The organism is Thermobispora bispora DSM 43833 (assembly GCF_000092645.1).
GTDB lineage: Bacteria > Actinomycetota > Actinomycetes > Streptosporangiales > Streptosporangiaceae > Thermobispora > Thermobispora bispora.
In genome coordinates this window covers 1,263,857-1,289,091 of the sequence record NC_014165.1, presented here as the reverse complement: position 1 = coordinate 1,289,091, position 25,235 = coordinate 1,263,857, and the positions used below count along the sequence as shown (strand labels likewise).

Here is a 25,235-nt window from a genome sequence, read left to right as displayed (position 1 = left end):
AATGCCGGCGCGGCCGTGCCGTACGGGACCGGGCCGGGCCGCGGCCGCCGAGGGCCGGTCACGAGGATGACCAGGCCCGTCGCGCGGCCCCGCGGCTCACCGGCCCGGCCGGCTCACGTCACCGGGCGGAGGCGGTGCGCATGGCCTCGTCGAGCAGCCCCGCCAGCTCGTCGAGCTCCGCCGGGGTGAGCGTTTCATACGCCTGGGCGACGAGGTCGTCGGTCAGCTCCTCGGCCTTCGCCCGCCGCTCGACCTTCTCCGGCGTGGGCTCGGGGTACGGCTCGGGCCAGTTGAGGAAGCGCGCGACGTCGGCACCGGTCGACTTGCCGAAGTCGCCGGCGCCGATGATGATCGCGTCCAGCGGTTCGAGCCCGCTGGCGAGCACCGCGATCGCGTGCTTGCCGCCGCGCAGCTCGCGCACCACCTGGAGCAGGTGGGCGGCCCGGGCCGGGTCGTCCGCGGGCCGGGGCATCGCCCGCCAGCCGGCGAACAGCGGCGCGCCGCGCACGTCGGCCGCGTCCACGATCGCGCCGAGGAGCTCGGCGAGGCGGCCGGCGCCGGAGAAGCCGGCGAGCTTGCGCCGCCCCCAGTCGTGGCAGGCGGACGCGTACAGCTCGGCGGCCTCGGCGGCCGGCAGCTTCCGCCCGCCCTCCCATGACTCGCGCACGTGCTCCGCGGGGAAGAACACCACGGCGGAGAGGACGACGTCCGCGTCGACCTCGCCGAGCACGCCGCACCGGCCACGGAAGTACATCTGCCTGCCGTCGAGACCGTGGCGGTCGCAGAGCGCCTTCGCCTCCCGGGAGATCATGAAGCCTCCCCCGAGGGTCTGGATCGCGGTCTTCGTCGCCACCACCGCGCTGCGCGGGTCCATGTCCGTCCTCCTGGGCTCGGCCTGGGCACCCCACTGGCCCGGGCGATGATCCATGATCAGAACATCATTCTGCAACGCCGTCCGGCGCGCGGCGGGGGATGGTGTTCAGAGCACGGCGGGGATCTCACCGGAGGCGACGAGCACGGCCGGACCGGTGAGCCAGCTCGTGGTGGCGTCGAGCGTCACGGTGACCACGCCGCCGGGGACGCGGACGGCCCAGGTGCCGGTCTCCTCCCCCACCGCCCGGGCCGCGGCCACCGCGGTGGCGACCGCCCCGGTGCCGCAGGACCGGGTCTCCCCGGAGCCGCGCTCGTACACCCGCATGGTCACCCGGTGGTCGCCGGTCAGGTTGAACAGCTCGACGTTCACCCCGTCGGGGAAGACCGCGGCGTCGAACCGCGGCGGCCGGCTGAGGTCGAGCCCGGCCACCGGGTCCTCGATCAGGCAGGCCAGGTGCGGGTTGCCCATGCTCACCCCGAGGCCCTGGTACTCGCGCCCGTCCACCGCGGTACGGCTCTCGCCGAGCACGCGCGGCCGGCCCATGTCGACGGTCACGTCGCCCTCGGCGGCGATGCGCACCCGCCGGACCCCCGCGCGGGTGGCCACCCCGAACTCACCGGGCGCGGCGAGCCCCGCGTCGACCAGGTAGCGGGCGAAGACCCGCACGCCGTTGCCGCACATCTCCGCGAGGCTGCCGTCGGCGTTGCGGTAGTCCATGAACCACTCGGCCTCGCCCGCCTGATCGGCCACCTCGGGGCAGCGTGCGGTGGGGACCACGCGCAGGACCCCGTCACCGCCGATCCCGGTGCGCCGGTCGCAGATCGCCGCGACCGTCTCCGGGCTGAGCTCCAGCCGGCCCTCGGGATCCGGGATGATGACGAAGTCGTTCTCGGTGCCGTGGCCCTTCACGAACCGCATGTCACCCGAGTGTAGGGCCGGGCGCGGCGGCCGCCTCCCGCACGCACTCGAGCGCGCGGCCGGCAAGGTCGGGCGCGTCGAAGGGGAGCCAGATCACCCGGGGGTCGCGGCGGAACCAGGACTCCTGCCGCCGGGCGAACCGGCGGGTGGCCCGGATCGTCTCCTCCCGGGCCTGCTCCTCGCTCCACTCACCGGAGAGGTACCGCAGCACCTGCGCGTACCCGAGCGCCCGGCTCGCCGTCCTCCCCTCGGCGAGCCCTTCGGCGAGAAGGGCGCGGACCTCGTCGACCAGGCCGGCCCGCCACATCCGGTCGACCCGCCGCTCGATCCGCTCGTCGAGCACCGGCCGGGGCACGGCGAGCCCGATCTGCACGCTGGGGTAGACCGCCCGGTACTCCGGCAGGCTCGCCGAGAACGGCCGCCCGGTCAGCTCGATCACCTCCAGGGCGCGGACGATCCGCCGGCCGTTGCTCGGCAGGATCTTCTCGGCGGCCACGGGGTCGAGGCGCTTGAGCCGGTCGTACAGCGGCGCCGGGCCGGTCTCGGCGAGCTCCCGCTCCAGCCGGGCCCGGATCTCCGGATCGGTGCCGGGGAAGTCCAGATCGTCGAGGACGGCCCGGACGTAGAGCCCGGATCCGCCGACCAGGATCGGCGCCCGGCCGCGGGCGAGCAGGTCCTCGATGATCGGCCGGGCCAGCCGCTGGTACTCGGCGACGGTCGCGGTCTTGCGCACCGGCCAGATGTCGAGGAGGTGGTGCGGCACGCCCCGCCGCTCGGCCGGGGACAGCTTCGCCGTGCCGATGTCCATGCCCCGGTAGAGCTGCATGGAGTCGGCGTTGATCACCTCACCGCCGAGCCGGAGCGCCAGCTCCACGGCGAGGTCGGACTTGCCCGCCGCGGTGGCGCCCACGATGGCGATCACAGGTAGCCGTCCCACACGTCCAGTGTGGCAGCGCCGGAGAGGTCCGGCGTCCGCTCCGGCGGTGGGCGGGCGTCCTCTCAGGCCTCCGGGTCGCCGTCCGCTCGGCGTCATGCGGTCCCCGGTCCGGCCGCTCTGGTGGGCCGGGCCGATGCGGCCGAGGCGCGCCATGCCGTCGATCACCCGCCCGATGGGATCCCCGGGGGGCTACGCCGGTGGGCCCCGCTGCGCGCCCGGACGACCCCTCCCCCGGCCCCAGGGCGCGGGCCGTGCCGAGCGGTCGATCACGCCCCCGCCCGCGGCGGCCTCCCCGGCCGGGAGATCACCGGGGCGATAGGGTGAGGAGGTGCTCATCGCAGCAGCCGTCTGCCCGCATCCCCCGCTGATCGTCCCGGAGCTCGCCGGCGCGGCCGCGCCCGAGCTCGACGACCTCCGCGCGGCGTGCGCCTCGGCGATCACGGCGCTCGCCGACGCCCGGCCCGAACTGCTCGTCGTCACCGGCGGAGCGGAGCGCACCGCCGCCTACCCCGGGGACGCGGCCGGAACCCTGAGGCCGTGGGGAGTGGACGTCCGCACCGGCACCGGCGCGCCGTGCCTGCCGCTGTCGCTCACCATCGGCCGCTGGCTGCTCGACCGGTGGCGGGCGGCCACCGGCCGCGCGCTGCCGCCGCTGCGGTTCGAGGCGGTGGCGTGCGACGCCCCCGGCCCGGAGTGCGCGGCCCTGGGGCGGCGGATCGCGCGGATGGCCGACCGGGTCGCGCTGCTCACCATGGGCGACGGATCGGCCCGGCTGACCGAGCGATCGCCGGGGTACGTCCACCCCGACGCCGTGCCGTACGACGACATGGTCGCGGACGCGCTCGCCACCGCGGACCTCGACCGGCTCGCCGGCCTCGATCCCGCACGGACGGCCGAGCTCTGGGTGGGAGGCAGGGCCGCGTTCCAGGTGCTCGCCGGCGCGGCCGAGGGCGCTCCGCCGCGGCGGAGCGAGCTGCTCTACCGGGCTGCGCCGTACGGGGTGAGCTATTTCGTGGCCCAATGGCGGTGGGACTGACCGCCCGTTCACGGTGCCGGTGACCGGCCGGTGGCGGTGCCGCCCACCGGCCGGAGGCCGTGGCGCTGACCGCCCGATGAGGGTGACACCGACCGGCCCATGGCCGGGAGGCCGACCGTCCGGTGACGGTGGCGCTGAGGCCCGCTGGCACCGACCGCTCGTTGAGGGTCATACCGGCCGACCCGATGGCCGGGAGGGCGGTGGGTGGCGACGGTGGCGCTGAGGCCCGGTGGCGCGGACGGTCAGCCGTGCGAGGCCGGCGGTTCTCCGGCCGGCCGATCCCCGGGCCGGGCGTCCCGCTCCCGCCGGCGCTTCGGCACCGGGATCCGGGCGAGATCCCGGGCGAGGATGATCTCCCCGGAGAACGCCTTGCCCGCCTCCTCGCGGAAGCGCCACTCCTCGGCGACCGGGTACCGCTCTGAGAAGTGGGTGAGCACCAGGCGGCGGACCCCGCACGCGGCGGCGAGCCGCCCGGCCTGGGCCGCGGTGAGATGCCCGTAGTGGGCGGCGAGCGAGGCCTCGGCCGACAGGAACGTGGCCTCGACGACCAGCAGGTCGACGCCGTCGGCGAGGGCGAACGCCGCGTCGCAGAGCCGGGTGTCCATCACGAAGGCGAAGCTCTGCCCCGGCCGGGGCACGCTGCACTCCTCGAGCGTCACCACCGAGCCGTCCGGGACCGTGATCGAGCCCTTCCGCTGCAGCTCGCCGATCATCGGCCCGTGGATCCCGCGCCGGGCCAGCTCGGCGGGGAGCATGGTGCGGCCGGGCGGCTCCTCGATGCGGTAGCCGTACGAGGGGATTGGGTGGGAGAGCGGCCGGGCGGTGAGGGTGAGCGGGCCCGCGGGCAGCCGGGCCTCGTCGCCGGAGACCGGCCGGGGCACGATCACCTCGGTGTCGGCGAACGCGGAGGCGTGGCGCAGCCGGCGCCAGTACTCCTCACCGGCCGCCGGGTAGGCGACCTGCACCGGGTGCGGCACGTTGTCCCGGGCGATGCGCTGGATCACCCCGGGGAGGCCGAGGCAGTGGTCGCCGTGGAAGTGGGTGACGCAGATCCAGGTGATGTCGTGCGCGCTCACGCCCGCGTGGAGCATCTGCCGCTGCGTGCCCTCGCCCGGATCGAACAGGAATCCCTCGCCGTCCCAGCGCAGCAGGTACCCGTTGTGGTTGCGCTCGCGGGTCGGCACCGCGCTCGCGGTGCCGAGGACGACGAGTTCGCGCACGGACACAGTGTGATGGTAGGCGGGGAGACGGCGCCGCTCGGGCCGCAGGCCGGAATCAGAAAACAGCCATATTTCGTGGAAATTCAGGATCCCCGGGTCGGTTCGGCGCGGCGAAATCGGGAGAACCCGCTGCCGAGACCGCGCTCACGTGGGCAGACTTGCCGATGGGAGGAACAGGAAACGGCGCGACGAAAGAATTGGGAAATTGTCGGAATTCTCGCCACGGCTTAGAAAACGACAGGGCTCGATGTTGCTCGCCGTGGCCGGGGTCACCGGCGTGGTCACCGTCGCCGGGCTGGGCATCGCGCTCGGCGCCTCCGCCCCGGAAGGGCGCCCGGCCGTGCCGCAGCCGGCCTCGGCCAGCGGCTCTCCCCCGGCCGATCGGGCGCTCGCCGTGTCCCGGATCGGAGACGCCGCCACCCGATCTCCGGATCCCACCGGCCCCGGCGCCGGGACACGCGCGAACCGCCCCGGAGCGGACCCGGCGGCCCCTCCGCCCACGCCCGGGCAGCGGGACGGAGCGGCGCACGGCACCGGAGGAAACACCGAGCGGGCCGGAGCGGCCCACGGCACCGGAGACGGCGCAGCACCCGGGGACGGAGCCCCATACGCCACCGGAGCCGGTCAAGATCAGCGAGCCGGAGCACCCCAGGGCATCGGTGGCGGCCCGGAGACCGGCCCCGAGCGCGCTCCCGGGCGCACGCCCGGCCGGGCAACGGAGGACGCCCGCGAGGAGGCGTCCGGTACGGGCGACCGGCCGGCGCCCACCCCGCGGTCCGGCGACGGCCGGGCACCGGACCGGGCGGCCCACGGCGACGGACGCCCCAGGGTGGCCTCCGGAACCGGGCGGCCGCGCGCCGACGGGCGCAACCGCACGCGGCCACGCCGTACCACGCCGCGGGTGACCGCCAAGCAGAAGCGGGCCCGGAAGAACGCGTCACAGCGGTGGACCAAGCCGCACATCGACTGGCCCACGCCGGTGGGGCCGCACCGGATCCCCAACCCGTGCGCGACCTTCGACGGCCTCCGCCGGTCCTACTGCCACCAGGTGCTCCAGCGGCTGATGAGCGGCTGACTCAGTGACCGGACGGACCAGTCCCGGGCCATCGCGCGGCTCACCGGCCGCGGACGCGCCGGCTCAGTGGCCGGACGGGCACGCCGGTGCGGAGGCCGGCGCGGGCGGCCGGCCGATCGTCGGCATGCCGAGGTTGACCACCTCGCGCCAGCGCGCGGTGCCCTGCCGCGCCTCCCAGGCGTCGCCCGCGCGGGTGCGCCGCACCGCGAGGACCTTGTCCGCCACCAGGTGGTGCGGCGCCGCGTAGGTCACCTCGGCGGTCACCATGTCGCCCGGCCGGGCGTCCACCGGGGCCACGTGCACGAGCCGGTAGTCGGCGGCCCGGCCGGAGATCCGCTGAGTCCGGTCGTCCTTGCGGCCCTCGCCCTCGGCGATCAGCACCTCGACCGTCCGCCCCACCTGGGCCTTGTTCTCCTCCCAGGAGATCTGCTCCTGGAGGGCGATGAGCCGGTCGTACCGGTCCTGCACGACCTCCTTGGGCACCTGGTTCTCCATCGCGGCGGCCGGCGTGCCGGGGCGGATCGAGTACTGGAAGGTGAACGCGTGGGCGAACCGCGCCTCGCGGACCACCTCGCAGGTGCGCTGGAAGTCCTCCTCGGTCTCCCCGGGGAAGCCCACGATGATGTCGGTGGAGATCGCGGCGTCCGGGATGGCGGCGCGGACGCGCTCGAGGATGCCGAGGAACCGCTCGGCCCGGTAGGACCGGCGCATCGCGCGGAGGATCCGGTCCGAGCCCGACTGCAGCGGCATGTGGAGGCTCGGCATCACGTTGGGCGTCTCCGCCATCGCCGCGATCACGTCGTCGGTGAACGCGGCCGGGTGCGGCGAGGTGAACCGGACCCGCTCCAGGCCCTCGATCTCCCCGCAGGCCCGCAGCAGCTTGCTGAACGCCTGCCGGTCGCCGAACTCCACCCCGTAGGTGTTGACGTTCTGCCCGAGCAGGGTGACCTCGATCACGCCCTCCGCCACGAGCGCGCGGATCTCGCTGAGGATGTCGCCGGGCCGGCGGTCCCGCTCCTTGCCGCGCAGCGACGGCACGATGCAGAACGTGCAGGTGTTGTTGCACCCGACCGAGATCGCCACCCACGCGGCGTAGACCGACTCCCGCTTGGTCGGCAGCGTGGACGGGAAGGTCTCCAGGGCCTCCTTGATCTCGACCTGGGCCTCCTGGGCCACCCTGGCCCGCTCCAGCAGCGCGGGCAGCGAGCCGATGTTGTGGGTGCCGAAGACGACGTCCACCCACGGCGCGCGGCGGATGATCTCACTCCGGTCCTTCTGCGCCAGGCAGCCGCCCACGGCGATCTGCATGCCCTTCCTGGCCATCTTGATCGGCCGGAGGTGGCCGAGGTTGCCGTAGAGCCGGTTGTCCGCGTTCTCCCGCACCGCGCAGGTGTTGAACACGATGACGTCCGCGATCTCCCCCTCGGGGGCGCGGACGTACCCGGCGGACTCCAGCAGCCCGGCGATCCGCTCGGAGTCATGGACGTTCATCTGGCACCCGTAGGTCCGCACCTCGTAGGTGCGGGGTGCGCCCTCGGTGCCCGTCGTGGTCGCAGTCATCGCAATACAAGGGTAGGCGCTCGCCCATCCCACCCCGTACCGTTCACCCTCGGCGTACGGACGATCACGCGCCGGCGGGCGGTACGGCGGCGCCCGGCAACCGGCGGGCGGGACCCCGAAGGGACGTGACCGGATCGGAAGGGCCGTGACCGGATCGGTACGCACCGGCTAGTGATTTGGAGATATGACCGCCTTTAGGTTGACAGCATGACGGACACCGAGACCGGTCCGCTTGTCAGACTCGAACGGGTCAACAAGCATTTCGGGTCGCTCCACGTGCTCAAGGACATCGACCTGAGCCTGCGGCGCGGCGAAGTGGTCGTGGTCGTCGGCCCATCGGGCAGCGGCAAGTCCACGCTGTGCCGGGTGATCAACCGGTTGGAGACGATCGACTCCGGCACGATCACGTTCGACGGGCAGGAACTGCCCGCCGAGGGCAAGGCGCTGGCCAAGGTCCGGTCCGAGATCGGGATGGTGTTCCAGTCGTTCAACCTCTTCTCCCACATGACGATCCTGGAGAACGTCACCCTCGGGCCGATCAAGGTCAAGGGGGTCTCCAGGCAGGAGGCGGAACGGCGGGGACTGGAGCTGCTCGCCCGGGTCGGCATCGCCGACCAGGCGCACAAGTACCCGGCGCAGCTCTCCGGCGGCCAGCAGCAGCGCACCGCCATCGCGCGCGCCCTCGCGATGGACCCGAAGATGATCCTTTTCGACGAGCCCACCTCCGCCCTCGACCCCGAGATGGTCCAGGAGGTGCTCGACGTGATGATCGAGCTCGCCCGGGACGGCATGACCATGCTCGTGGTCACCCACGAGATGGGGTTCGCCCGGCGCGCGGCCAACCGCGTCGTGTTCATGGCGGACGGCCAGATCGTCGAGGAGGCTCCGCCGGCGGAGTTCTTCACCAACCCGGCGACCGAGCGGGCCCGCGACTTCCTCTCAAAGATCCTCACCCATTGATGACCCCCTGGCTCAGAAAGCGAAAGGTGACGCGAATGCGACTCGCAGCCACCCTGGTCACGCTCGCGGCGCTGGCCACCAGCCTCACCGCGTGCGGCCAGTCGAAAGCCGACTCCATCGTCGACAAGGCGAAGAACGAGAAGAAGCTCACCATCGGTATCAAGATCGACCAGCCCGGCCTGGGGCTGAGGAAGCCCGACGGCACCTACGCCGGTTTCGACGTCGACGTGGCGCGCTACATCGCCAAGGAGCTCGGCGTCCCCGAGAGCGGCATCACGTTCAAGGAGGCCCAGTCGGCCAACCGCGAGCCGTTCATCCAGCAGGGCCAGGTGGACATGGTCATCGCCACCTACTCGATCACGGACGAGCGCAAGGAGAAGGTCTCGTTCGCCGGGCCGTACCTCGTCACCGGGCAGGACATCCTCATCCGGGCCGACGACGACAGCATCACGGACGTGCAGTCGCTGAAGGACAAGAAGGTCTGCGGCGCGCAGGGCTCCATCTCGCCGAAGCGGCTCGCGGACATGTTCGGGCCGGAGTGGGAGGCGAAGAACCTCACCCAGCAGCAGGGGTACGGCGCCTGCCTGCCGCTGCTGGAGAACAAGCAGGTCGACGCCATCTCCACCGACGCCACCATCCTCGCCGGGTTCGCCGCCCAGTTCCCGGGCAAGTTCAAGCTGGTCGGCAAGCCCTTCTCCACCGAGAAGTACGGCATCGGCCTGAAGAAGGACGACAAGGCGGGCCGGGACGCGATCAACAACGCCCTGGAGAAGATGTTCCAGGACGGGAGCTGGCGGAAGTTCATCGACGACAACTTCGGCGAGTTCGGCAAGTACTTCCCCACCCCGCCGCAGCTGGAGCGGTACTGACGGCCGGGAGGAGATCGCGTGGAGGCCGTCGTCGAAGAGCTTCCCGTGATCCTGCAGGCGTTCGGGCTCACGGTGAGGCTCGCGGCACTCAGTGCGCTCATCTCGCTGGTCTGGGGCACGGTGCTCGCCACCATGCGGGTGAGCCCGTTGCCGGTGCTGCGGTGGGCGGGCGCGCTGTACGTCAACGTGCTGCGCAACACCCCGCTGACGCTCGTCATCGTCTTCTGCGGCCTCGGCCTCGGCACGGTAATGGACGTCCGGTTCTCGGCCGATGACCTCTCGGTGAACAGCTTCTGGCTGTCCACGCTCGGGCTGTCCGCGTACACCGCGGCCTTCGTGTGCGAGGTGATCAGGTCGGGGATCAACACGGTCCCGCTGGGGCAGGCCGAGGCCGCGCGGTCGCTCGGGCTCACCTTCCCGCAGACGCTGCGGCTGGTGATCCTGCCCCAGGCGATGCGCGCGGTCGTCGCACCGCTGGGCACCCTGCTCAACGCCCTCATCAAGAACACGACGGTCGCCGCGGCCATCGGCGTCGCCGAGGCGGCGTTGCGGATGAAGAACCTCTTCGACGCGCACGGGGACGCGGTGATCCCGCTCTTCCTCGGGTTCGCGGCCGGGTTCGTCATCCTCACCCTCCCCCTCAACCTGGCCTTCGGCTGGCTGGCCGGGCGATTGGCGGTGGTGAGATGAGCCGGGCGACGGTCCTCTACGACGTCCCCGGGCCGAAGGCCCGGCTGCGCAACAACGTCCTCACCTTCGCCTTCGGGGTGCTGTTCCTCTTCGTCGCGTACTTCATCTGGCTGAAGTTCGACGAGAAGGGGCAGTGGGAGCCCGACCTCTGGCGGCCGTTCCTCCAGGCGGACACCTGGACCGAGCTGATCCTTCCCGGGCTGTGGAACACCCTGGCCGCGGCCCTGGTCGCCGCGGTGCTCGCGCTCGCGTTCGGCACCGTGTTCGGCATCGCCCGGCTGTCCGACCACTGGTGGATCCGGATCCCGGCCGGGGCCATCGCGGAGTTCTTCCGCGCGGTCCCGGTGCTCATGATGATCTTCTTCGCCCAGTACGGCGGGAGCCTGCTGGGGCTGGTCGTCAGCGAGTTCGCGGCGGTGGTGTTCGGGCTCACCGTCTACAACGGCTCGGTGCTGGCGGAGATCGTGCGGGCGGGGATCCGGGCGGTGCCGCGCGGGGAGTCCGAGGCGGGCTACGCGATGGGGCTGCGGAAGAACCAGGTCATGCGGCTGATCCTGCTGCCGCAGGCGATCACCTCGATGATGCCGGCGATCGTCAGCCAGCTCGTCGTGCTGCTCAAGGACACCGCGCTCGGGTTCATCGTGGCCTATGCGGACCTGCTCAACGCCGGGGCCCGGGTCGTGCCGGCGAACTACTTCAACCTGATCCCCTCGGTGATCGTGATCGCGGTGATCTACATCGCGATCAACGTGGCGCTCGGCTACCTGGCGACCTGGCTCGAACGGCGGAGCCGGCGCAGCACCCGGACCGCGGCCAAGCCGGTCACCACCGTGGTTCAAGGCGAGGCGGCGATGACCGGGTGAAAACTTTGCCGTGTCGCTGCACCCCGCGCGGCCGCACCGCCCCGATAGTGATCGCGTGTGGCGTGTCGTTGTCGTCGTGCTGGGCGTGGCGGCCGCGCTCCTGACCGGATGCGGGGACAGCGGCAGGCTCGTCGTCGCGGTTCGCCTGGGCCAGCCCGGCCTGGTGAACCAGCGGCCGGACGGAGGTCTCACCGGATTCGACATCGCGGTCGTCCGCTATGTCGCGCGTGAGCTGGGCTACCGCGACGATCAGATCGTCTTCACCGGCGACGCGGCCCAGGCCGATCTCGTCCTGGGCACCATGGGCCCGGCGTTCCCCGGGGGCGAGACCCGGTACGTCGCCGGGCCCTACCTGGTGACCACCACGAACATCCTGGTGCGCGCGAACGACCTCGCCATCCGCGGGGTGCGTGATCTCGCCGGCCGGTGCGTGTGCGCGACCGGCTCCTCCGCCCGGCCGCTGGTCGCCCGGTTCGGCGAGGCCTGGAAGCACGCGTTCCTCGCCGAGGCGAACGTGCCGGCCGCGTGCGCGCCGCTCCTCGCCGACGGCAGGTGCGACGCGATCGTCGCCGACGCCCCGGTGCTCGCCGGGCTGGCGGTGCAGTACCCGGGCCGGTTCCGGTTCAGCGGCCGGCCGCTGGCCACCATCGAGTACGGCATCGGCACGTCGTCGGCGGCGCTGCGCGACCGGGTGACCGAGGCGCTGCGCCACATGTTCGAGGACGGGAGCTGGAAGCGGGCGGTCATCGAGCATCTCGGGGTGCTCGCAACCCGTTACACCGCTCCGCCAGAGCTCCCCGCCACCGCACGGTAGCCGGGGCGGCGGGCGTGTTCCGGAGAAGGGGTCGGTCCCGGTGCCTGGGTGGACTCGGCTTGTGATCGAAGTAGCGGACGACCGGCGGCCGGGTCAGCCGGGCGTACTCCGGTGAAGAGGTCGGTCCGGATGGCCGGAATGGGCCCGTCTGTGATCGAAGTGGCGGACGAGTGGCCGCCGGGTCAGCGGGCGTACTCCGTGGCCCGGGACTCGCGGACCACGGTGACCCTGATCTGGCCGGGGTAGGTGAGCTCCTCCTCGATCTGCTTCGCCACGTCCCTGGCGATCACCTGGGCCTGGATGTCGTCCACCTCGTCGGGCCGGACCATCACCCGGATCTCCCGGCCGGCCTGCATGGCGAACACCTTCTCCACGCCCGCGTGCGCCTGGGCGATCTCCTCCAGGCGCTGCAGCCGCTTGATGTACGCCTCCAGTGACTCGCGCCGCGCACCGGGACGGCTGCCGCTGATCGCGTCGGCCGCCTGGGTGAGGACCGCCTCGACCGTCCGCACCTCCACCTCGTTGTGGTGCGCCTCGATCGCGTGCACCACGTCCTCGTGCTCGCCGTACCGCCGGGCGATCTCCGCCCCGATCAGCGCGTGGCTGCCCTCGACCTCGTGGGTGAGCGCCTTGCCGATGTCGTGGAGCAGGGCGCACCGCTTCACCAGATCGCGGTCGAGCCCCAGCTCGTCGGCCATGATCCCGGCGATGTGCGCGGTCTCGATCAGGTGCTTGAGCACGTTCTGCCCGTAGGAGGTGCGGTAGCGGAGCTGGCCGAGCAGCAGGACCAGCTCGGGGTGCATGTCGGTGATGCCCACCTCGACCAGCGCGTCCTCGCCCGCGCGGACGCACAGGTCCCGCACCTCCACCTTGCTCTGCTCGTAGGCCTCCTCGATGCGGTGGGGGTGGATGCGGCCGTCCTGGATGAGCTTCTCGAGCGTGAGCCGGGCCGTCTCACGCCGCACCGGATCGAAACAGGAGAGCAGCACCGCCTCGGGCGTGTCATCGATGATCAGATTGACGCCGGTGATGGACTCGAAGGCCCGGATGTTGCGGCCCTCCCGCCCGATGATCCTGCCCTTCATCTCGTCGCTCGGCAGGTGGACCACGCTCACCACCGACTCCGCCGTCTGCTCGGCGGCGATCCGCTGGACCGCGAGCGTGACGATCTTGCGGGCCCGCTTCTCGCCCTCGCGGCGGGCCTCCGCCTCGATCTCCCGGACGATCAGCGCCGCCTCGCGCTTCGCCTGGTTCTCGATCTGCTTGATGAGCTCGGCTTTGGCCTGCTCGGCGGTGAGCCCGGCCACCCGCTCCAGGATCTCCCGGCGCTCCTCGGCCATGCGCTCGAGCTCCTGGCGGCGGTCGGCCAGCTCGGTCTCGGTCTCGGCGAGCTGGCGCGCCCGCTCGGCCTGCCGCCGCGCCTCCTCGTCGAGCCGCCGTTCCCGCTCCAGCAGGCGGCTCTCCCGGCGTTCCAAGTCGGCGCGGATCTGCCGGAGCTCGGACTTCAGCAGCCGCGCCTCCTCCTCCACCTCCTTGCGCATCAGGGCGGCGCTCTCGGCGAGGGCCTCCGACTTCTTCAGGATCTCCCCGGCGTCCCGCTCCGCCTTGCTGCGGATCTCCGCGGCCTCACGCCTGGCCCGCTCGAGCTCTTCGTTGATCTCGGCCCGGACCCGTTCCATGACCTGCGACCGGGGCGGTGGGGTGATGCTTCCGAGGCGGCGGAAGAACATGATGAGCGAGACGATCAGCAGGAGCGCGAGCAAGAGCGTCACAGCCAGCAGGACGATCTCAACCATCCGCGCTCACCCCTCTCGCCTCGGCACAGTCCACGCAAGGGGTTACACGCGCAGCACGGCAGCGCCCGGTGAATGTCACCAGGCCGCATATGTCGCAACCCCTGGGCACCCGGCCGGACGCCCGGTGGGGATCACAGGCCCATCGGTGGCTATATGGCGTTCACCATGGCGGAATCCGCGCTGTGCGGAGTAACTCCTCACTGCGGTCGAGATTAAGCGTCGAACAGGTAACGGGCAAGCAAAGATTGCCAAGGATATCCCAGAAGGACGTCACGGATCGCCCGAAGGCCCCAGGTCGTCCGCCTCGATGCCCTCGGCCTCCAGCGCCTCCCGGACGAGCTGGAACGCCAAACCGGCGGGGTACCCCTTGCGGGCGAGCATCCCCACGGCCCGGCGCGCCCGGACCCGCGGGTCGGCGCCCCGGGTGGCGGCGAGCTTCCGCGCCACCAGCTCCCGCGCGGTCGCGATCTCCCGCTCCGGGTCGAGCCGGTCGATCGCGCGCCGCACGGTCTCCTCGGCCACTCCGCGATGCCGCAGCTCGTGGGCGAGCGCCCGCCGGGCCAGCCCGCGGCCGAGGTGCCGCGAGCTCACCCAGGCGTCGGCGAACGCCTCGTCGTCGATGAGCCCGGTCTCGGCGAACCGGTCGAGCACCGCCCGCGCCGTCTCCTCGGGCACGCCCCGCCTGCGCAAAGCGTCGGCCAGCTGCGCCCGGGTCCGCGGGGCCCGCGCGAGCAGCCGCAGGCAGATCGCCTTCGCCTCCGCCTCCGGGTCGGTGTCGGCGCCCGCTCCCCCGGGGCCGGCCTGCTCGGCGCCGGGGGCGGCCCACCGCCGTCCCGGCCGGCCGCTCCGGCCGCTTCCGCGGCGCGCGCTCCGCGCCGCGGAGCCCCGTCCGCGGTCACCCCGGGTCAGCGCCCGGCCGTGCCCGTCTACGCCGGGCTCCTCCTGCCAGACGCCGGGCTCCGCCTGCCCGGGATCGGCCGCGTCGTCCGGGCCGTGAGCCGGGCCGGCCGGGTCGGCTCCGTCCAGGCCGGGCATCACCCGGTCACCTCCCGCCGGCGCGCTCAGACGTCACCGGGCCGGGGGCACCGCGGCCTTGGCACCGCGCCCGGTCACCGGGGTCGCGGAGGCGGAGGAGGCCGCCGCGCCGGAGGCACCGGAGGAGGTGTCGAGGCGCGGGCCGATGCCGAGCTTCTCCTTGATCTTCTTCTCGATCTCGTCGGCGATGTCCGGGTTGTTCCTGAGGAAGTTCCGGGCGTTCTCCTTGCCCTGGCCGAGCTGCTCGCCCTCGTAGGTGTACCAGGCGCCGGCCTTCCGCACGATCCCCTGCTCGACCCCCATGTCGAGGAGGCCGCCCTCGCGGGAGATGCCCACCCCGTAGAGGATGTCGAAGTCGGCCTGGCGGAACGGCGGGGCGAGCTTGTTCTTGACCACCTTCACCCGGGTGCGGTTGCCGATGGGCTCGGTGCCGTCCTTGAGCGTCTCGATCCGCCGGACGTCCAGCCGGATCGACGCGTAGAACTTCAGCGCCTTGCCACCGGTGGTGGTCTCCGGGTTGCCGAACATCACGCCGATCTTCTCGCGGAGCTGGTTGATGAAGATTGCGGTGGTCCGGGTGTGGCTGAGGGCGCCGGCGACCTTGCGCAGGGCCTGGGACATCAGGCGCGCCTGGAGGCCGACGTGGCTGTCCCCCATCTCCCCTTCGATCTCCGCCTTCGGCACCAGCGCCGCCACCGAGTCGATGACGATGATGTCGATCGCCCCGGAGCGGATCAGCATGTCGGCGATCTCGAGGGCCTGCTCCCCGGTGTCCGGCTGGGAGACGAGCAGCGCGTCGACGTCGACGCCGAGCTTCCTGGCGTACTCCGGATCGAGCGCGTGCTCGGCGTCGATGAACGCGGCGATGCCCCCGGCCTTCTGCGCGTTGGCGACCGCGTGCAGCGCGACGGTCGTCTTACCCGAGGACTCCGGGCCGAAGACCTCCACGATCCGGCCGCGGGGGAAGCCGCCGATGCCGAGGGCGACGTCGAGGGCGATGGAACCTGTCGGGATGACCTCGATCGGAGCGCGCGCCTCGTCGCCGAGGCGCATGACGGAGCCCTTGCCGAACTGCCGCTCGATCTGCGCGAGGGCGGTCTCAAGGGCCTTCTCGCGATCGCTGAGTGCCATTGGTCCCCCTGGGAGGGTCGTCGTCTGCTCGGTCACCGGAACGCTACGGGGCGCCGCCGACATTTTCCCGGGCTTCCCCGAATCACGGGCCGCCGGAATGCGGCCGGGGCGCCGCGGCCAGCGACCACTCAACTATAGCCGAACTATTGTTCGATCACCCGCCGGACGGCGTGATCCCGGGACGCCCGGCGGAGGCTCCCGCCGGGAGGACGTGGCCCGCCACCAGGCCGGGCCACGCACCGGACGCCGGGTTCTGGCACAGTGGCGCGCGCACGGGCCCTCAGCGAGCTAGTTCACTGCCACTCCATCCGCGTGCGACAGTGGCGCGCACGCACGGGCCCGCACCGTACGGCCGCGCCCGGGTGGGCTCCGCCGTACCGATCGGGCGAGGCCGGCGGCCCTGCGCGCTCGGGCACGCCGACCGCCGCTCAGGCCGGCCAGGAGCCCCGGCGACCGGGGCCCTGCGCGCCCGGACACGCCCGGCCGTACCGCCGGGCGATCGGACACGCCCCGCCGTACCAAGGAACGGTCAGGCGACCCGGCCGGCCCGCCGGGGCGACCGCAGCCCTGCGGCAACGGCCGCCGATCGCCGCGCGTGGCCGCCGGCATGGGACCGGGCCAGCGGAGACGTTACATTCTCCTGCCCTTACCTCGCCTTGGTTGTCGCCGAGATGGCCGGCCGCGATCCTGGGACAAGGCCCTGACACACGGCGATGTCCTCCTCGAAGGCGGCAACGTGACGAGCAGCAGCGCGTACGGCGAGCAGCGTCGCGCTCTCCTGGACGCGCTCGCCCGTCAGCTCCCGGAGCGGGGACTGTCCTGCCGCATCGTCGGCGAAGGCGAGCCCGTGCTGTGGGTCTGGCATCCGGAGACCAGGAAGCAGACCATGGTCCTCGCCTCGCCCGCCCCGGACGGCTGGGTCTACCTGTGGTCGCCGAAGGGCCAGGAGCGCGCGGGCGACCCCGCGCACACCGCCGATCTCCTCAAGGAGCTGCTCGCCGCCCCGGAGTGACGGCCCGTCCCTCGGACGGGGGACGATCCGCTCGCGCGGCCGGCCGCGCCGGTGCCGCGCCCGGCCCGATGACCGCGCGGCCGACCGGCGCCCGCTCAGCCGATGACCTCGCGCAGCTTGACCCTCGCCCCGGTGCGGATCACGGCCCGCTCGTAGACACGGGCGCCGGCGAGCAGGACGCCCACCGTGGCCGCCGCCATGAGCACCGCCGACAGGGCGATCTCCCAGATCGGCACGTCGCCCGTTGTCATGCGCACCGGCATCACCATCGACGAGAACGGCGGGATCAGCGACAAGACCCGGGCGAAGGCGCCGCCGGGCTGGAAGGCGGCCGCGTACGCCACCAGGTAGGTGAGCGACATCAGCATGGTCAGCGGCGCGATGACGCTGTTGAGCTCCTCCTGGCGGGAGACGAGCGAGCCGGTGGCGGCCGCGAGCGTGGCGAAGAAGAGGTAGCCCAGCACGAACCAGCCGATCGCGCCGGCCACCACGCCGCCGATCCCCGGCGGGAGCTCGGTGCCCATGGCGAAGGCGGCGCCCAGCCCGGCCACGACGATCACGCCGAGGTTGATCAGGCCGAGCACCCCGAGCCCGATGATCTTCCCACCGAGCAGCTCCCAGGGGCGCAGCGAGGTGAGCAGGATCTCCACGATCCGGCTGCCCTTCTCCTCCACCACGCCCATCGCCACGTACATCGCGGTGTAGATGAGCAGGAAGAACAGCACGATCACCAGGAGCGCGGCCACCCCGGTGCGCATCCCGGTGTGCTCCGCGTCCTCCCCCACGGACTCCACGCGCAACGGCGTGATCGTGATCCCGGCGGCCGCGATCTTGGCCTCACGGTGCGCGCTCTGCAGGATGAGGCCGAGCCGTTCGTTGAGCTCACCGTGGGCGAGCACCTTCTCGTCGTTGATCAGCGCCGCGTCGATCTCCCCGGCGAGCACGGCGGCGCGGGCGGCGGCCTCGTCCGGGTACGGCCGGAACGCGACGCCCTCCACCGCGGCGGGGACGGGGCCGACCACCCCGACGTCGTACGTCTGGTCGCCGATCATCCTGGGGACGGCCGCCGCGGCCACCACCATCAGTGCGCTCAGCACCAGGCCGATCACGTAGCTCTTCGTCCTGATCCGGGTGACGATCTCCCGCCGTGCCACCAGCGCGATCCGGCTCATGACCTCTCCTCACCTCGCGGCCGGTCCCCGGACCGGCCGGCCCAGCCCTGCCCGCCGCCGCTCACGCCACCACCTCGCGGAACAGCTCGGCGAGCGTCGGCTCCTGCCATCCGAAGTGCTCGACCCGCCCGGCCTGGAGCGCGGCGCGGAGGATCGCCTGGCCGTCGCCGTCCTCGGCGATCAGCACCTGCCGGTCGCCCGCCTCGGTGACCTGCCCGGGGAGCCCGTCGGCCCAGCCGGGCCGGGCGCCGCTGACCACGACCTTCAGCCGCTTGCGGCCCTCCCGCGCCTTGAGCTCGGCGACCGTCCCCGAGGCGATCATGCGCCCGGCGGAGATGATGCCGACCGAGTCGGAGAGCCGTTCGACCAGGTCGAGCTGGTGGCTGGAGAAGATGACCGGGACCCCGGAGGCGGCCTGTTCCTTCAGCACGCCGGCGAGGGTGTCGACGGCGAGCGGGTCGAGGCCGGAGAACGGCTCGTCGAGGATGAGCACGGCCGGGCGGTGGACGAGCGCGACGGCGAGCTGTACCCGCTGCTGGTTGCCGAGGGAGAGCGCCTCGATCGCGTCGTTGCGGCGCTCGGCGAGGCCGAGCCGTTCGATCAGCTCGGCCGTGGCGCGGCGCGCCGCCTTGGCGCCGAGCCCGTGGAGCCGGCCGAAGTACTCGATCTGCTCGGCGACCCGCATCTTCTGGTACAGCCCGCGTTCCTCCGGCATGTAGCCGAAGGTCCGGCGGTCGTCGGGGGTCAGGGGGCGGCCCTGGTACCGCACCTCGCCGGAGTCGGGCTCGAGCACGCCCATGATGATCCGCATGGTCGTCGTCTTGCCCGCTCCGTTGGCGCCGACGAATCCGAAGATCTCGCCGGGCCGGAGGGTGAAGCTCACTCCGTCGAGCGCCGTCTTCTCCTTGAAGCGCTTGCGCAGGTCGTCGATTTCAAGCACAGGCCGCCTCGATCACGCGTCGCTGATGCAGGGTCAAGCGTGATTCAAGCAGATGCCTGCGCCGACAAAGTATGAAAAATCCCACCCGGCGCATCCCGGCGACGGCGTTTCGGATGCACCGCCACGCGGATCAGCGGAGTTTCGGATCCACGTCCTCGATCTCACAGACGGCCTGCCAGACCTCCTTGGCCGAGAAGCCGTCCGCGAGGGCCTGTTCGACGGTCCGGCCGCCGAGCCGGGCGATGACGAAGTCCTTCGCCCACGACTCGGCGTACGTCTCACCGAAGTGGCGGCGCATCCGGTCCCAGAAGTCCGACAGACGCATGACCTCACCCTATGGCCGGGCGGGCCGTGCCCGCCATCCGGGCCCGGCGCCTCCGTCCCCCGGGCCTCATAGCCGGACGGTTCTGTCGGGCGGCGTGGGCATTATGGGCTGGTGAGCGTGCTCGACTGCTTCAGCGCGGTGACCAGGGAGTGGTTCACCACCGCCTTCGTCACGCCCACCGCGGCGCAGGAGGGCGCCTGGTCGTCGATCGCACGGGGAGAGAACACGCTGGTGGTCGCGCCCACCGGTTCGGGGAAGACCCTCGCCGCGTTCCTGTGGGCGATCGACCGGCTCGCCGCGGAGCGGATGCGGGACGGCGGGGATCCACCCCCCGAGGGGCGGCCGGCCGCACCGCGCACCTGCCGGGTGGTGTACGTCTCCCCGCTGAAGGCGCTCGCCGTGGACGTCGAGCGGAACCTGCGCGCTCCCCTCGCCGGCATCCGGCAGACCGCGCTGCGGCTGGGCCTGCCGGCGCCGGACATCTCGGTGGCGATCCGCTCGGGGGACACCACCGCGGAGGACCGGCGCAGGTTCGCCGCCCGGCCGGCCGACATCCTGATCACCACGCCCGAGTCGCTCTACCTCATCCTCACCTCGCGGGCGCGCGAGGCGCTGCGCGGTGTGGAGACCGTGATCGTAGACGAGGTCCACGCGATCGCGGCCACCAAACGCGGCGCGCACCTGGCGCTCACCTTGGAACGGCTCGACGCCCTGTTGCCGGCCCCCGCGCAGCGCATCGGGCTGTCCGCGACGGTACGGCCGGTCGGCGAGGTGGCCGCGTTCCTCGGCGGGGCCCGCCCGGCGGTGGTGGTGCAGCCGCCGGCGGAGAAGTCGATCGAGCTCGACGTGGTGGTCCCGGTCGAGGACATGACCGAGCTCGCTCCCCCGGCCCCGGGCGCGGACGGCGTGCCGCCCGAGCACCGGCGGAGCATCTGGCCGCACGTGGAGCGGCACCTGCTCGACCTCATCGAGGCCCACCGGTCGACGATCGTGTTCGCCAACTCGCGGCGGCTCTCGGAGCGGCTGTGCACCCGGCTGAACGAGCTCGCCGAGGAGCGGCGGGCCGGGGACGGCGGACCGCTGGGCACCGAGACGGACGGCCCGGGGGCGGACGGGCTCGCCGCGGATCCGGCGCGGAACGGCCGGCCGCGCGGGGCGGGCGGCGCTCCCGGCGGGGCGCCCGCCGAGATCATGGCGCAGGCCGGGGTGGCCGCGGGCGCGCCGCGGGAGGTCGCCCGGGCCCACCACGGGTCGGTCTCCAAGGAGGAGCGGTCCCAGATCGAGGAGGCGCTGAAGGCGGGCCGCCTCCCGGCCGTGGTCGCCACCTCCAGCCTCGAGCTCGGCATCGACATGGGCGCGGTCGACCTGGTGGCCTGCGTCGAGGCCCCGCCCAGCGTGGCGAGCTGCGTGCAGCGGATCGGCCGGGCCGGCCACCGGGTGGGCGCGGTCTCCCGTGGCGTGATCTTCCCCAAGTACCGGGGGGATCTCATCCAGACCGCGGTGGTGGCCGAGCGGGTCCGGGCCGGCCTGATCGAGGAGATCCGCTACCCGCGCAACCCGCTCGACGTGCTCGCCCAGCAGATCGTCGCGATGACCGCGCTCGACGAGTGGAAGGTCGACGAGCTCGAGGCGGTGATCCGCCGGGCGGCGCCGTACGCCACGCTGCCGCGGACCGCGCTCGAGGCGGTGCTCGACATGCTCGCCGGCCGCTACCCGAGCGAGGAGTTCGCCGAGCTGCGGCCGCGCATCGTCTGGGACCGGGTGACCGGGACCGTGCGCGCCCGCCCCGGCGCCCAGCGGCTCGCCGTCACCAGCGGCGGCACCATCCCCGACCGCGGGCTGTTCGGCGTGTACCTCGCCGGGGAGAAGGGGTCGCGGGTCGGCGAGCTCGACGAGGAGATGGTGTACGAGTCGCGGCCCGGCGACGTGTTCGTCCTCGGCGCCACCTCCTGGCGGATCGAGGAGATCACGGCCGACCGGGTGCTCGTCTCCCCCGCCCCGGGCCAGCCGGGCAAGCTGCCGTTCTGGCACGGCGACGCGCCGGGCCGGCCGGCCGAGCTCGGCCGCGCCATCGGCGCCTTCCTCCGGGAGCTGTCCGGCGCGGAGCCGCGGGCGGCCCGCGAGCGGCTCCGGGCGGCCGGGCTGGACGAGTACGCCGCCCGCAACCTGCTCGCCTACCTGGCCGAGCAGCGGGAGGCCACCGGGTACGTGCCCGACGACCGCACGATCGTGGTGGAGCGCTTCCGCGACGAGCTGGGCGACTGGCGCGTGGTGATCCACTCCCCGTACGGCACGCGGATCCACGCGCCGTGGGCGCTCGCGATCGGCCGTCGCCTGCGCGAGCGGTACGGGATCGACGCCCAGGCGATCCACGCCGACGACGGCATCGTGCTGCGCATCCCGGACACCACCGACGACCCCCTCACCGACCTCGCCCTCTTCGACCCGGACGAGATCGAGCGGATCGTCACCGAGGAGCTCGGCGGGTCGGCGCTGTTCGCCGCGCGGTTCCGCGAGTGCGCCGGGCGGGCCCTGCTGCTCCCCCGCCGCCTGCCGGGCCGGCGGACCCCGCTGTGGCAGCAGCGCCAGCGCGCCGCGCACCTGCTCGCCACGGCGAGCAGGTACCCGAGCTTCCCCGTGGTCTTGGAGACCGTGCGCGAGTGCCTCCAGGACGTGTTCGACATGCCCGGCCTAGTGGCGCTGCTGCGGGACGTGGCGGCCCGGCGGGTGCGGATCGTCGAGGTGGAGACCGCCCAGGCCTCCCCGTTCGCCGCGTCGCTGCTGCTGCGGTACGTGGGCGCGTTCATGTACGAGGGCGACGCGCCGCTCGCCGAGCGCCGGGCGCAGGCCCTCGCGCTCGACAGCGCGCTCCTCGCCGAGCTGCTCGGCCAGGCCGACCTGCGCGAGCTGCTCGACCCCGAGGTGGTGGCGGAGACCGAGCGGGAGCTGGCCCGGCTGGACCGGCCGCTCCGGGATGCCGAGGACCTCGCCGACCTGCTCCGCTCGCACGGCCCGCTGCTCGCCGAGGACGTCGCGGTCCGGGGCGGCGACCCCGGCTGGCTCGCCGAGCTGGAACGGCAGCGCCGGGCGATCCGGGTGCGCGTGGCCGGCCGGGAGCAGTGGGCGGCGGCCGAGGACGCCTGGCGGCTGCGCGACGCCCTCGGGGTGCCGCTCCCCCCGGGCGTGCCCCGGGAGTTCCTGGAGCCGCCGGATCACGGCGGGCCGGACACGCCCGCCGCCCGGCCGGACCCGCTGGGCGATCTCGTGGCGCGGCACGCCCGGACCCGCGGCCCGTTCTCCGCCGGCACCGCGGCCGCCCGGTTCGGCGTCGGGGTCGCCGTGATCGAGGACGCGCTGCGCCGCCTCGCTGCGGCGGGGCGGGTGGTCTCCGGGGAGTTCCGCCCGGGCGGCCGGGGCGCCGAGTGGTGCGACGCGGGCGTGCTGCGCATGCTCCGCCGCCGGTCGCTCGCCCGGCTCCGCAAGGAGGTCGAACCGGTCCAGCCCGAGGTCCTCGCCGCCTTCCTCCCCGCCTGGCACGGCATCGCGCCGGTCCCCGGGGACGGTGCCGAGGCGGGCCGGCCCGCGATCGGGGCCACCGGGACCGGCCCGGCATACCGGCCGGGCGGCTCCTGGCGCGACCGGGCCATGGACGCCCTCGTCGACGCGATCGAGCGGCTGCAGGGCGCGGCGGTCCCCGCGTCCGCGCTGGAGACCCTGATCCTGCCGGCCCGGGTCCCCGGCTACTCACCGGACCTGCTCGACGAGCTCACCGCCTCCGGCGAGGTGATCTGGGCCGGTCAGGGGTCCCTGCCCGGGGGTGACGGCTGGGTCGCGCTCTACTTCGCGGACACCGCCCCGCTGCTGCTCCCCCGGCCGCTGGAGATCACCATGACCCCGCTGCACGAGCGGATCATCGAGGTCCTGAGCGGCGGTGGGGCGCTGTTCTTCCGCGAGCTGTCCGACCGGGTCGGCGCGGCGATGCTCCGGGACCTCGCGGATCCCGGGACGGCGGCATCGGCCGGGAGCCCGGGCGCCGCACCGCCCGGAGGGGCATCGTCCGCGCAGGCACCGCCCGGGCGGACCTCGCCGGCGGCGCGGGCCGGCGCCGGACACCCCGGGGCCGTGCCCGACGACGCGGCGCTCGCCGCCGCGCTGTGGGACCTGGTCTGGGCGGGCCGGGTGACCGGGGACACCCTCGCCCCGCTCCGCGCGGTGCTCGGCACCGGGCGGCCCGCCCACCGGCCCCGTACGGCGCGGCGCCGCAGGCCGATGCTCCCCACCCGGAGCGGGCCGCCGACGGTGAGCGGCCGGTGGTGGCTGGTGCCCGCCCCGGCCGAGGACGAGACGCGGCGGGCCCAGGCCCAGGCCGAGGCGCTGCTCAACCGGCACGGCGTGCTCACCCGCGGCGGCATCACGGCCGAGCGGCCGCCCGGGGGGTTCTCCGCGATCTACCAGGTCCTGCGGGCCTACGAGGAGAGCGGGCGGTGCCGCCGGGGGTACTTCGTCGAGGGTCTCGGCGCGGCCCAGTTCGCCCTGCCCGGGGCGGTCGACCGGATGCGCGCGATGGTCCACCGGCCGGACGCGTCCGCCTCCGCGCACCCCGTGGCGGGCCCCTCCGAGTGGCCCGTGACGGGCGCGCCGCCGTCCGCGGCGCCGGGCACCGGGCCGGCCCGGACGGCCCCGCAGGCGGTCGTCCTCGCCGCCGCCGACCCGGCCAACCCGTACGGCGCGGCCCTGCCCTGGCCGGAGGGGCCGGCGGACGCGGCCCATCGGCCGGGGCGGAAGGCGGGTGCGCTCGTGGTGCTGGTGGACGGCAGGCTCGCCCTCTACCTCGAGCGCGGCGGGAAGAGCCTGCTGTCCTTCGGCTCGGAGGACGATCTGGCGCCCGCGGCGCGCGCGCTCGCCGCCACCGTGCGGATGGGCGCCCTGGAGAAGCTCACCGTGGAGCGGGCGAACGGGGCGCCGATCACCGCATCACCGATCGCCGCCGTCCTGGAGGAGGCCGGGTTCCACCCGACCCCGCGGGGCCTGCGCATCCGCGCGTGAGCCGTCCCGGCTCCGCCCCGGCCACGGGGCGCCGGGATCGGCCGGTCGCCGGCCGGGGACGCGGCGCGCCGTACCGCTGACGCGTGCCGTACCGGGTGACGCGCGGGGCACGCATCGCCGCGAGACCGCAGATGGGACCCCCAAGGGCCGGGGCTAGGATCTCCAGAGGCGACGCATGCGGCAAGGAAGTCGATGAGCATCCTGCACACCCTGGACCGCGGGCTCCGGGCACTCGACATCATCTCGCAGAGCCCGTCGGGGATCTCCGTGGCCGATCTGGCCAAGCGGCTGGAGACCCACCGGGCCATCTGCTACCGCATCGTGGCGACGCTGGAGGCCCACTCCCTGGTCACCCGGACCGGCGACGGCCGCATCCGGCTCGGGGTGGGAGTCGCGTTGCTCGCCTCGCGCTTCGAGCCCCAGTTCATGCACAGCGCCCGCCCGGTGATCCAGGACCTCGCCGAGCGCACCCGGGCGACCGCGTTCATCGCCGCGGCCGAGGGCGACACCTGCGTCGTGATCATGGTGGCCGAGCCCAAGGACGCCGTGCTGAGCGTGGGCTATCGGGTGGGCAGCAGGCACCCGCTCAACAAGGGCGCGTCCGGGATCGCGATCCTCGCCATGCGCCCGGAGCGCCCCGGCGACCCCGAGCTGGTCCGGCAGGCGCGCCGGGACGGGTTCAGCCTGACGAGGAACCAGCTCCAGCACGGCGCGGTCGGTGTGGCCGCGGGCATCCGCGTGCCGACCGGCGCGATCGAGCGCAGCGTCGGGGTGGTCTCCACCGAAGGGCTCGACACGGAGCTGGCCGCCGCCGCCGTCACAGAGGCGGCACGCCACCTCGGACGGCTGATCAACGGCTGAGGCCGCCCGCCTTGGCCGCGCCGGCCCGCGGCCGGCTCGGAGCCGGTCGAGGGCTGATCGACGGCTGAGGCCCTCCTCCCCCGCACCCGCTCACGGCACGT

The 25,235-nt window shown here is 73.6% G+C and carries 21 protein-coding genes; 10 read left to right on the top strand and 11 right to left on the bottom strand.

The annotated features are described in order from the left end of the window. Positions 1 to 118 precede the first annotated feature (118 nt). Genes TBIS_RS05665 through miaA form a run of 3 tightly spaced genes read right to left on the bottom strand, consistent with a single transcriptional unit; the run spans position 119 to position 2,729 of the window. On the bottom strand, positions 119 to 928 hold the full coding sequence (locus tag TBIS_RS05665; protein WP_241019890.1) for an SCO6745 family protein: 810 nt from the start codon (positions 926 to 928) through the stop codon (positions 119 to 121). Between the two features lie 51 nt (positions 929 to 979). Beyond that, positions 980 to 1,792: a diaminopimelate epimerase gene (gene dapF, locus TBIS_RS05660; RefSeq protein WP_013131386.1), complete on the bottom strand. Its 813-nt coding sequence runs from the start codon at positions 1,790 to 1,792 to the stop codon at positions 980 to 982. 1 nt (position 1,793) lies between these two features. After that, the gene (gene miaA, locus TBIS_RS05655; protein WP_013131385.1) at positions 1,794 to 2,729 is read right to left on the bottom strand and encodes a tRNA (adenosine(37)-N6)-dimethylallyltransferase MiaA; all 936 of its coding nucleotides are present in this window, start codon (positions 2,727 to 2,729) and stop codon (positions 1,794 to 1,796) included. Positions 2,730 to 3,057: 328 nt separating this feature from the next. Between miaA and TBIS_RS05650 the strand changes: the two genes are divergently transcribed. After that, positions 3,058 to 3,765 (top strand): class III extradiol dioxygenase subunit B-like domain-containing protein, encoded by a 708-nt coding sequence (locus tag TBIS_RS05650; protein WP_013131384.1) that lies wholly within the window; start codon positions 3,058 to 3,060, stop codon positions 3,763 to 3,765. A 242-nt stretch (positions 3,766 to 4,007) separates the two neighbouring features. Here the strand turns inward: TBIS_RS05650 and TBIS_RS05645 are convergent, their stop codons facing one another. After that, entirely contained in the window at positions 4,008 to 4,991 is a 984-nt protein-coding gene (locus TBIS_RS05645; RefSeq protein WP_013131383.1) for a ribonuclease Z, read from the bottom strand. Positions 4,992 to 5,886: 895 nt separating this feature from the next. Here TBIS_RS05645 and TBIS_RS19280 point away from each other — a divergent pair. Further along, positions 5,887 to 6,060 carry a hypothetical protein gene (locus TBIS_RS19280; RefSeq protein WP_158306177.1) on the top strand — a complete coding sequence of 58 codons (174 nt, stop codon included), beginning with the start codon at positions 5,887 to 5,889 and terminating at the stop codon, positions 6,058 to 6,060. Between the two features lie 63 nt (positions 6,061 to 6,123). On the opposite strand, the gene miaB is transcribed toward TBIS_RS19280, so the two are convergent. Next, entirely contained in the window at positions 6,124 to 7,620 is a 1,497-nt protein-coding gene (gene miaB, locus TBIS_RS05635; RefSeq protein WP_013131381.1) for a tRNA (N6-isopentenyl adenosine(37)-C2)-methylthiotransferase MiaB, read from the bottom strand. A gap of 207 nt (positions 7,621 to 7,827) precedes the next feature. Here miaB and TBIS_RS05630 point away from each other — a divergent pair, with 207 nt between their 5' ends. The 5 genes from TBIS_RS05630 to TBIS_RS05610 are packed head-to-tail and all read left to right on the top strand — an operon-like array spanning position 7,828 to position 11,816. Continuing rightward, on the top strand, positions 7,828 to 8,580 hold the full coding sequence (locus tag TBIS_RS05630; RefSeq protein WP_013131380.1) for an amino acid ABC transporter ATP-binding protein: 753 nt from the start codon (positions 7,828 to 7,830) through the stop codon (positions 8,578 to 8,580). Between the two features lie 35 nt (positions 8,581 to 8,615). Next, positions 8,616 to 9,449 carry a glutamate ABC transporter substrate-binding protein gene (locus TBIS_RS05625; RefSeq protein WP_050760447.1) on the top strand — a complete coding sequence of 278 codons (834 nt, stop codon included), beginning with the start codon at positions 8,616 to 8,618 and terminating at the stop codon, positions 9,447 to 9,449. Positions 9,450 to 9,467: 18 nt separating this feature from the next. Further along, entirely contained in the window at positions 9,468 to 10,139 is a 672-nt protein-coding gene (locus tag TBIS_RS05620) for an amino acid ABC transporter permease (RefSeq protein WP_013131378.1), read from the top strand. Further along, on the top strand, positions 10,136 to 11,002 hold the full coding sequence (locus TBIS_RS05615; RefSeq protein ID WP_013131377.1) for an amino acid ABC transporter permease: 867 nt from the start codon (positions 10,136 to 10,138) through the stop codon (positions 11,000 to 11,002). The genes TBIS_RS05620 and TBIS_RS05615 overlap by 4 nt, the downstream gene beginning before the upstream one ends. A 55-nt stretch (positions 11,003 to 11,057) precedes the next feature. Continuing rightward, positions 11,058 to 11,816, top strand: a complete 759-nt coding sequence (locus TBIS_RS05610) for a type 2 periplasmic-binding domain-containing protein (protein ID WP_041431240.1) — start codon at positions 11,058 to 11,060, stop codon at positions 11,814 to 11,816. A gap of 182 nt (positions 11,817 to 11,998) precedes the next feature. Here the strand turns inward: TBIS_RS05610 and rny are convergent, their stop codons facing one another. From rny to recA, 3 genes are all read right to left on the bottom strand, one after another. Next, positions 11,999 to 13,612 carry a ribonuclease Y gene (rny, locus tag TBIS_RS05605; RefSeq protein ID WP_013131375.1) on the bottom strand — a complete coding sequence of 538 codons (1,614 nt, stop codon included), beginning with the start codon at positions 13,610 to 13,612 and terminating at the stop codon, positions 11,999 to 12,001. A 270-nt stretch (positions 13,613 to 13,882) separates the two neighbouring features. Next, a complete protein-coding gene (locus TBIS_RS05600) occupies positions 13,883 to 14,521 on the bottom strand; it encodes a regulatory protein RecX (protein ID WP_242384340.1) in 639 nt (212 codons plus the stop codon). A 159-nt stretch (positions 14,522 to 14,680) separates the two neighbouring features. Next, complete coding sequence (gene recA / locus TBIS_RS05595; protein ID WP_013131373.1) at positions 14,681 to 15,778, bottom strand: recombinase RecA; 1,098 nt, start codon at positions 15,776 to 15,778, stop codon at positions 14,681 to 14,683. Positions 15,779 to 16,514: 736 nt separating this feature from the next. Between recA and TBIS_RS05590 the strand changes: the two genes are divergently transcribed. Continuing rightward, positions 16,515 to 16,790 (top strand): hypothetical protein, encoded by a 276-nt coding sequence (locus tag TBIS_RS05590; RefSeq protein WP_013131372.1) that lies wholly within the window; start codon positions 16,515 to 16,517, stop codon positions 16,788 to 16,790. Between the two features lie 95 nt (positions 16,791 to 16,885). Here TBIS_RS05590 and TBIS_RS05585 read toward each other — a convergent pair whose 3' ends face one another. From TBIS_RS05585 to TBIS_RS05575, 3 genes are all read right to left on the bottom strand, one after another. Further along, positions 16,886 to 17,962, bottom strand: coding sequence for an ABC transporter permease (locus tag TBIS_RS05585; protein ID WP_013131371.1), 1,077 nt, complete (start codon positions 17,960 to 17,962; stop codon positions 16,886 to 16,888). 61 nt (positions 17,963 to 18,023) lie between these two features. Then, positions 18,024 to 18,902, bottom strand: coding sequence for an ABC transporter ATP-binding protein (locus tag TBIS_RS05580; protein WP_013131370.1), 879 nt, complete (start codon positions 18,900 to 18,902; stop codon positions 18,024 to 18,026). A 130-nt stretch (positions 18,903 to 19,032) separates the two neighbouring features. Further along, positions 19,033 to 19,227, bottom strand: a complete 195-nt coding sequence (locus TBIS_RS05575; protein ID WP_013131369.1) for a DUF3046 domain-containing protein — start codon at positions 19,225 to 19,227, stop codon at positions 19,033 to 19,035. Between the two features lie 108 nt (positions 19,228 to 19,335). On the opposite strand from TBIS_RS05575, the gene TBIS_RS05570 reads away from it, so the two are divergent. Further along, on the top strand, positions 19,336 to 24,273 hold the full coding sequence (locus tag TBIS_RS05570) for an ATP-dependent helicase (protein ID WP_148231461.1): 4,938 nt from the start codon (positions 19,336 to 19,338) through the stop codon (positions 24,271 to 24,273). A gap of 192 nt (positions 24,274 to 24,465) precedes the next feature. Continuing rightward, positions 24,466 to 25,134: an IclR family transcriptional regulator gene (locus TBIS_RS05565; protein ID WP_013131367.1), complete on the top strand. Its 669-nt coding sequence runs from the start codon at positions 24,466 to 24,468 to the stop codon at positions 25,132 to 25,134. The last annotated feature ends 101 nt before the right edge of the window (positions 25,135 to 25,235 follow it).

Excerpts from the sequence above, each read along its gene's own strand:
- TBIS_RS05585 (WP_013131371.1), bottom strand. The coding sequence starts at position 17,962 with ATGAGCCGGATCGCGCTGGTGGCACGGCGGGAGATCGTCACCCGGATC.
- TBIS_RS05625 (WP_050760447.1), top strand. The coding sequence starts at position 8,616 with ATGCGACTCGCAGCCACCCTGGTCACGCTCGCGGCGCTGGCCACCAGC.
- TBIS_RS05565 (WP_013131367.1), top strand. The coding sequence starts at position 24,466 with ATGAGCATCCTGCACACCCTGGACCGCGGGCTCCGGGCACTCGACATC.
- TBIS_RS05615 (WP_013131377.1), top strand. The coding sequence starts at position 10,136 with ATGAGCCGGGCGACGGTCCTCTACGACGTCCCCGGGCCGAAGGCCCGG.
- TBIS_RS05575 (WP_013131369.1), bottom strand. The coding sequence starts at position 19,227 with ATGCGTCTGTCGGACTTCTGGGACCGGATGCGCCGCCACTTCGGTGAG.
- rny (WP_013131375.1), bottom strand. The coding sequence starts at position 13,612 with ATGGTTGAGATCGTCCTGCTGGCTGTGACGCTCTTGCTCGCGCTCCTG.
- dapF (WP_013131386.1), bottom strand. The coding sequence starts at position 1,792 with ATGCGGTTCGTGAAGGGCCACGGCACCGAGAACGACTTCGTCATCATC.
- recA (WP_013131373.1), bottom strand. The coding sequence starts at position 15,778 with ATGGCACTCAGCGATCGCGAGAAGGCCCTTGAGACCGCCCTCGCGCAG.
- TBIS_RS05630 (WP_013131380.1), top strand. The coding sequence starts at position 7,828 with ATGACGGACACCGAGACCGGTCCGCTTGTCAGACTCGAACGGGTCAAC.
- TBIS_RS05665 (WP_241019890.1), bottom strand. The coding sequence starts at position 928 with ATGGATCATCGCCCGGGCCAGTGGGGTGCCCAGGCCGAGCCCAGGAGG.
- miaB (WP_013131381.1), bottom strand. The coding sequence starts at position 7,620 with ATGACTGCGACCACGACGGGCACCGAGGGCGCACCCCGCACCTACGAG.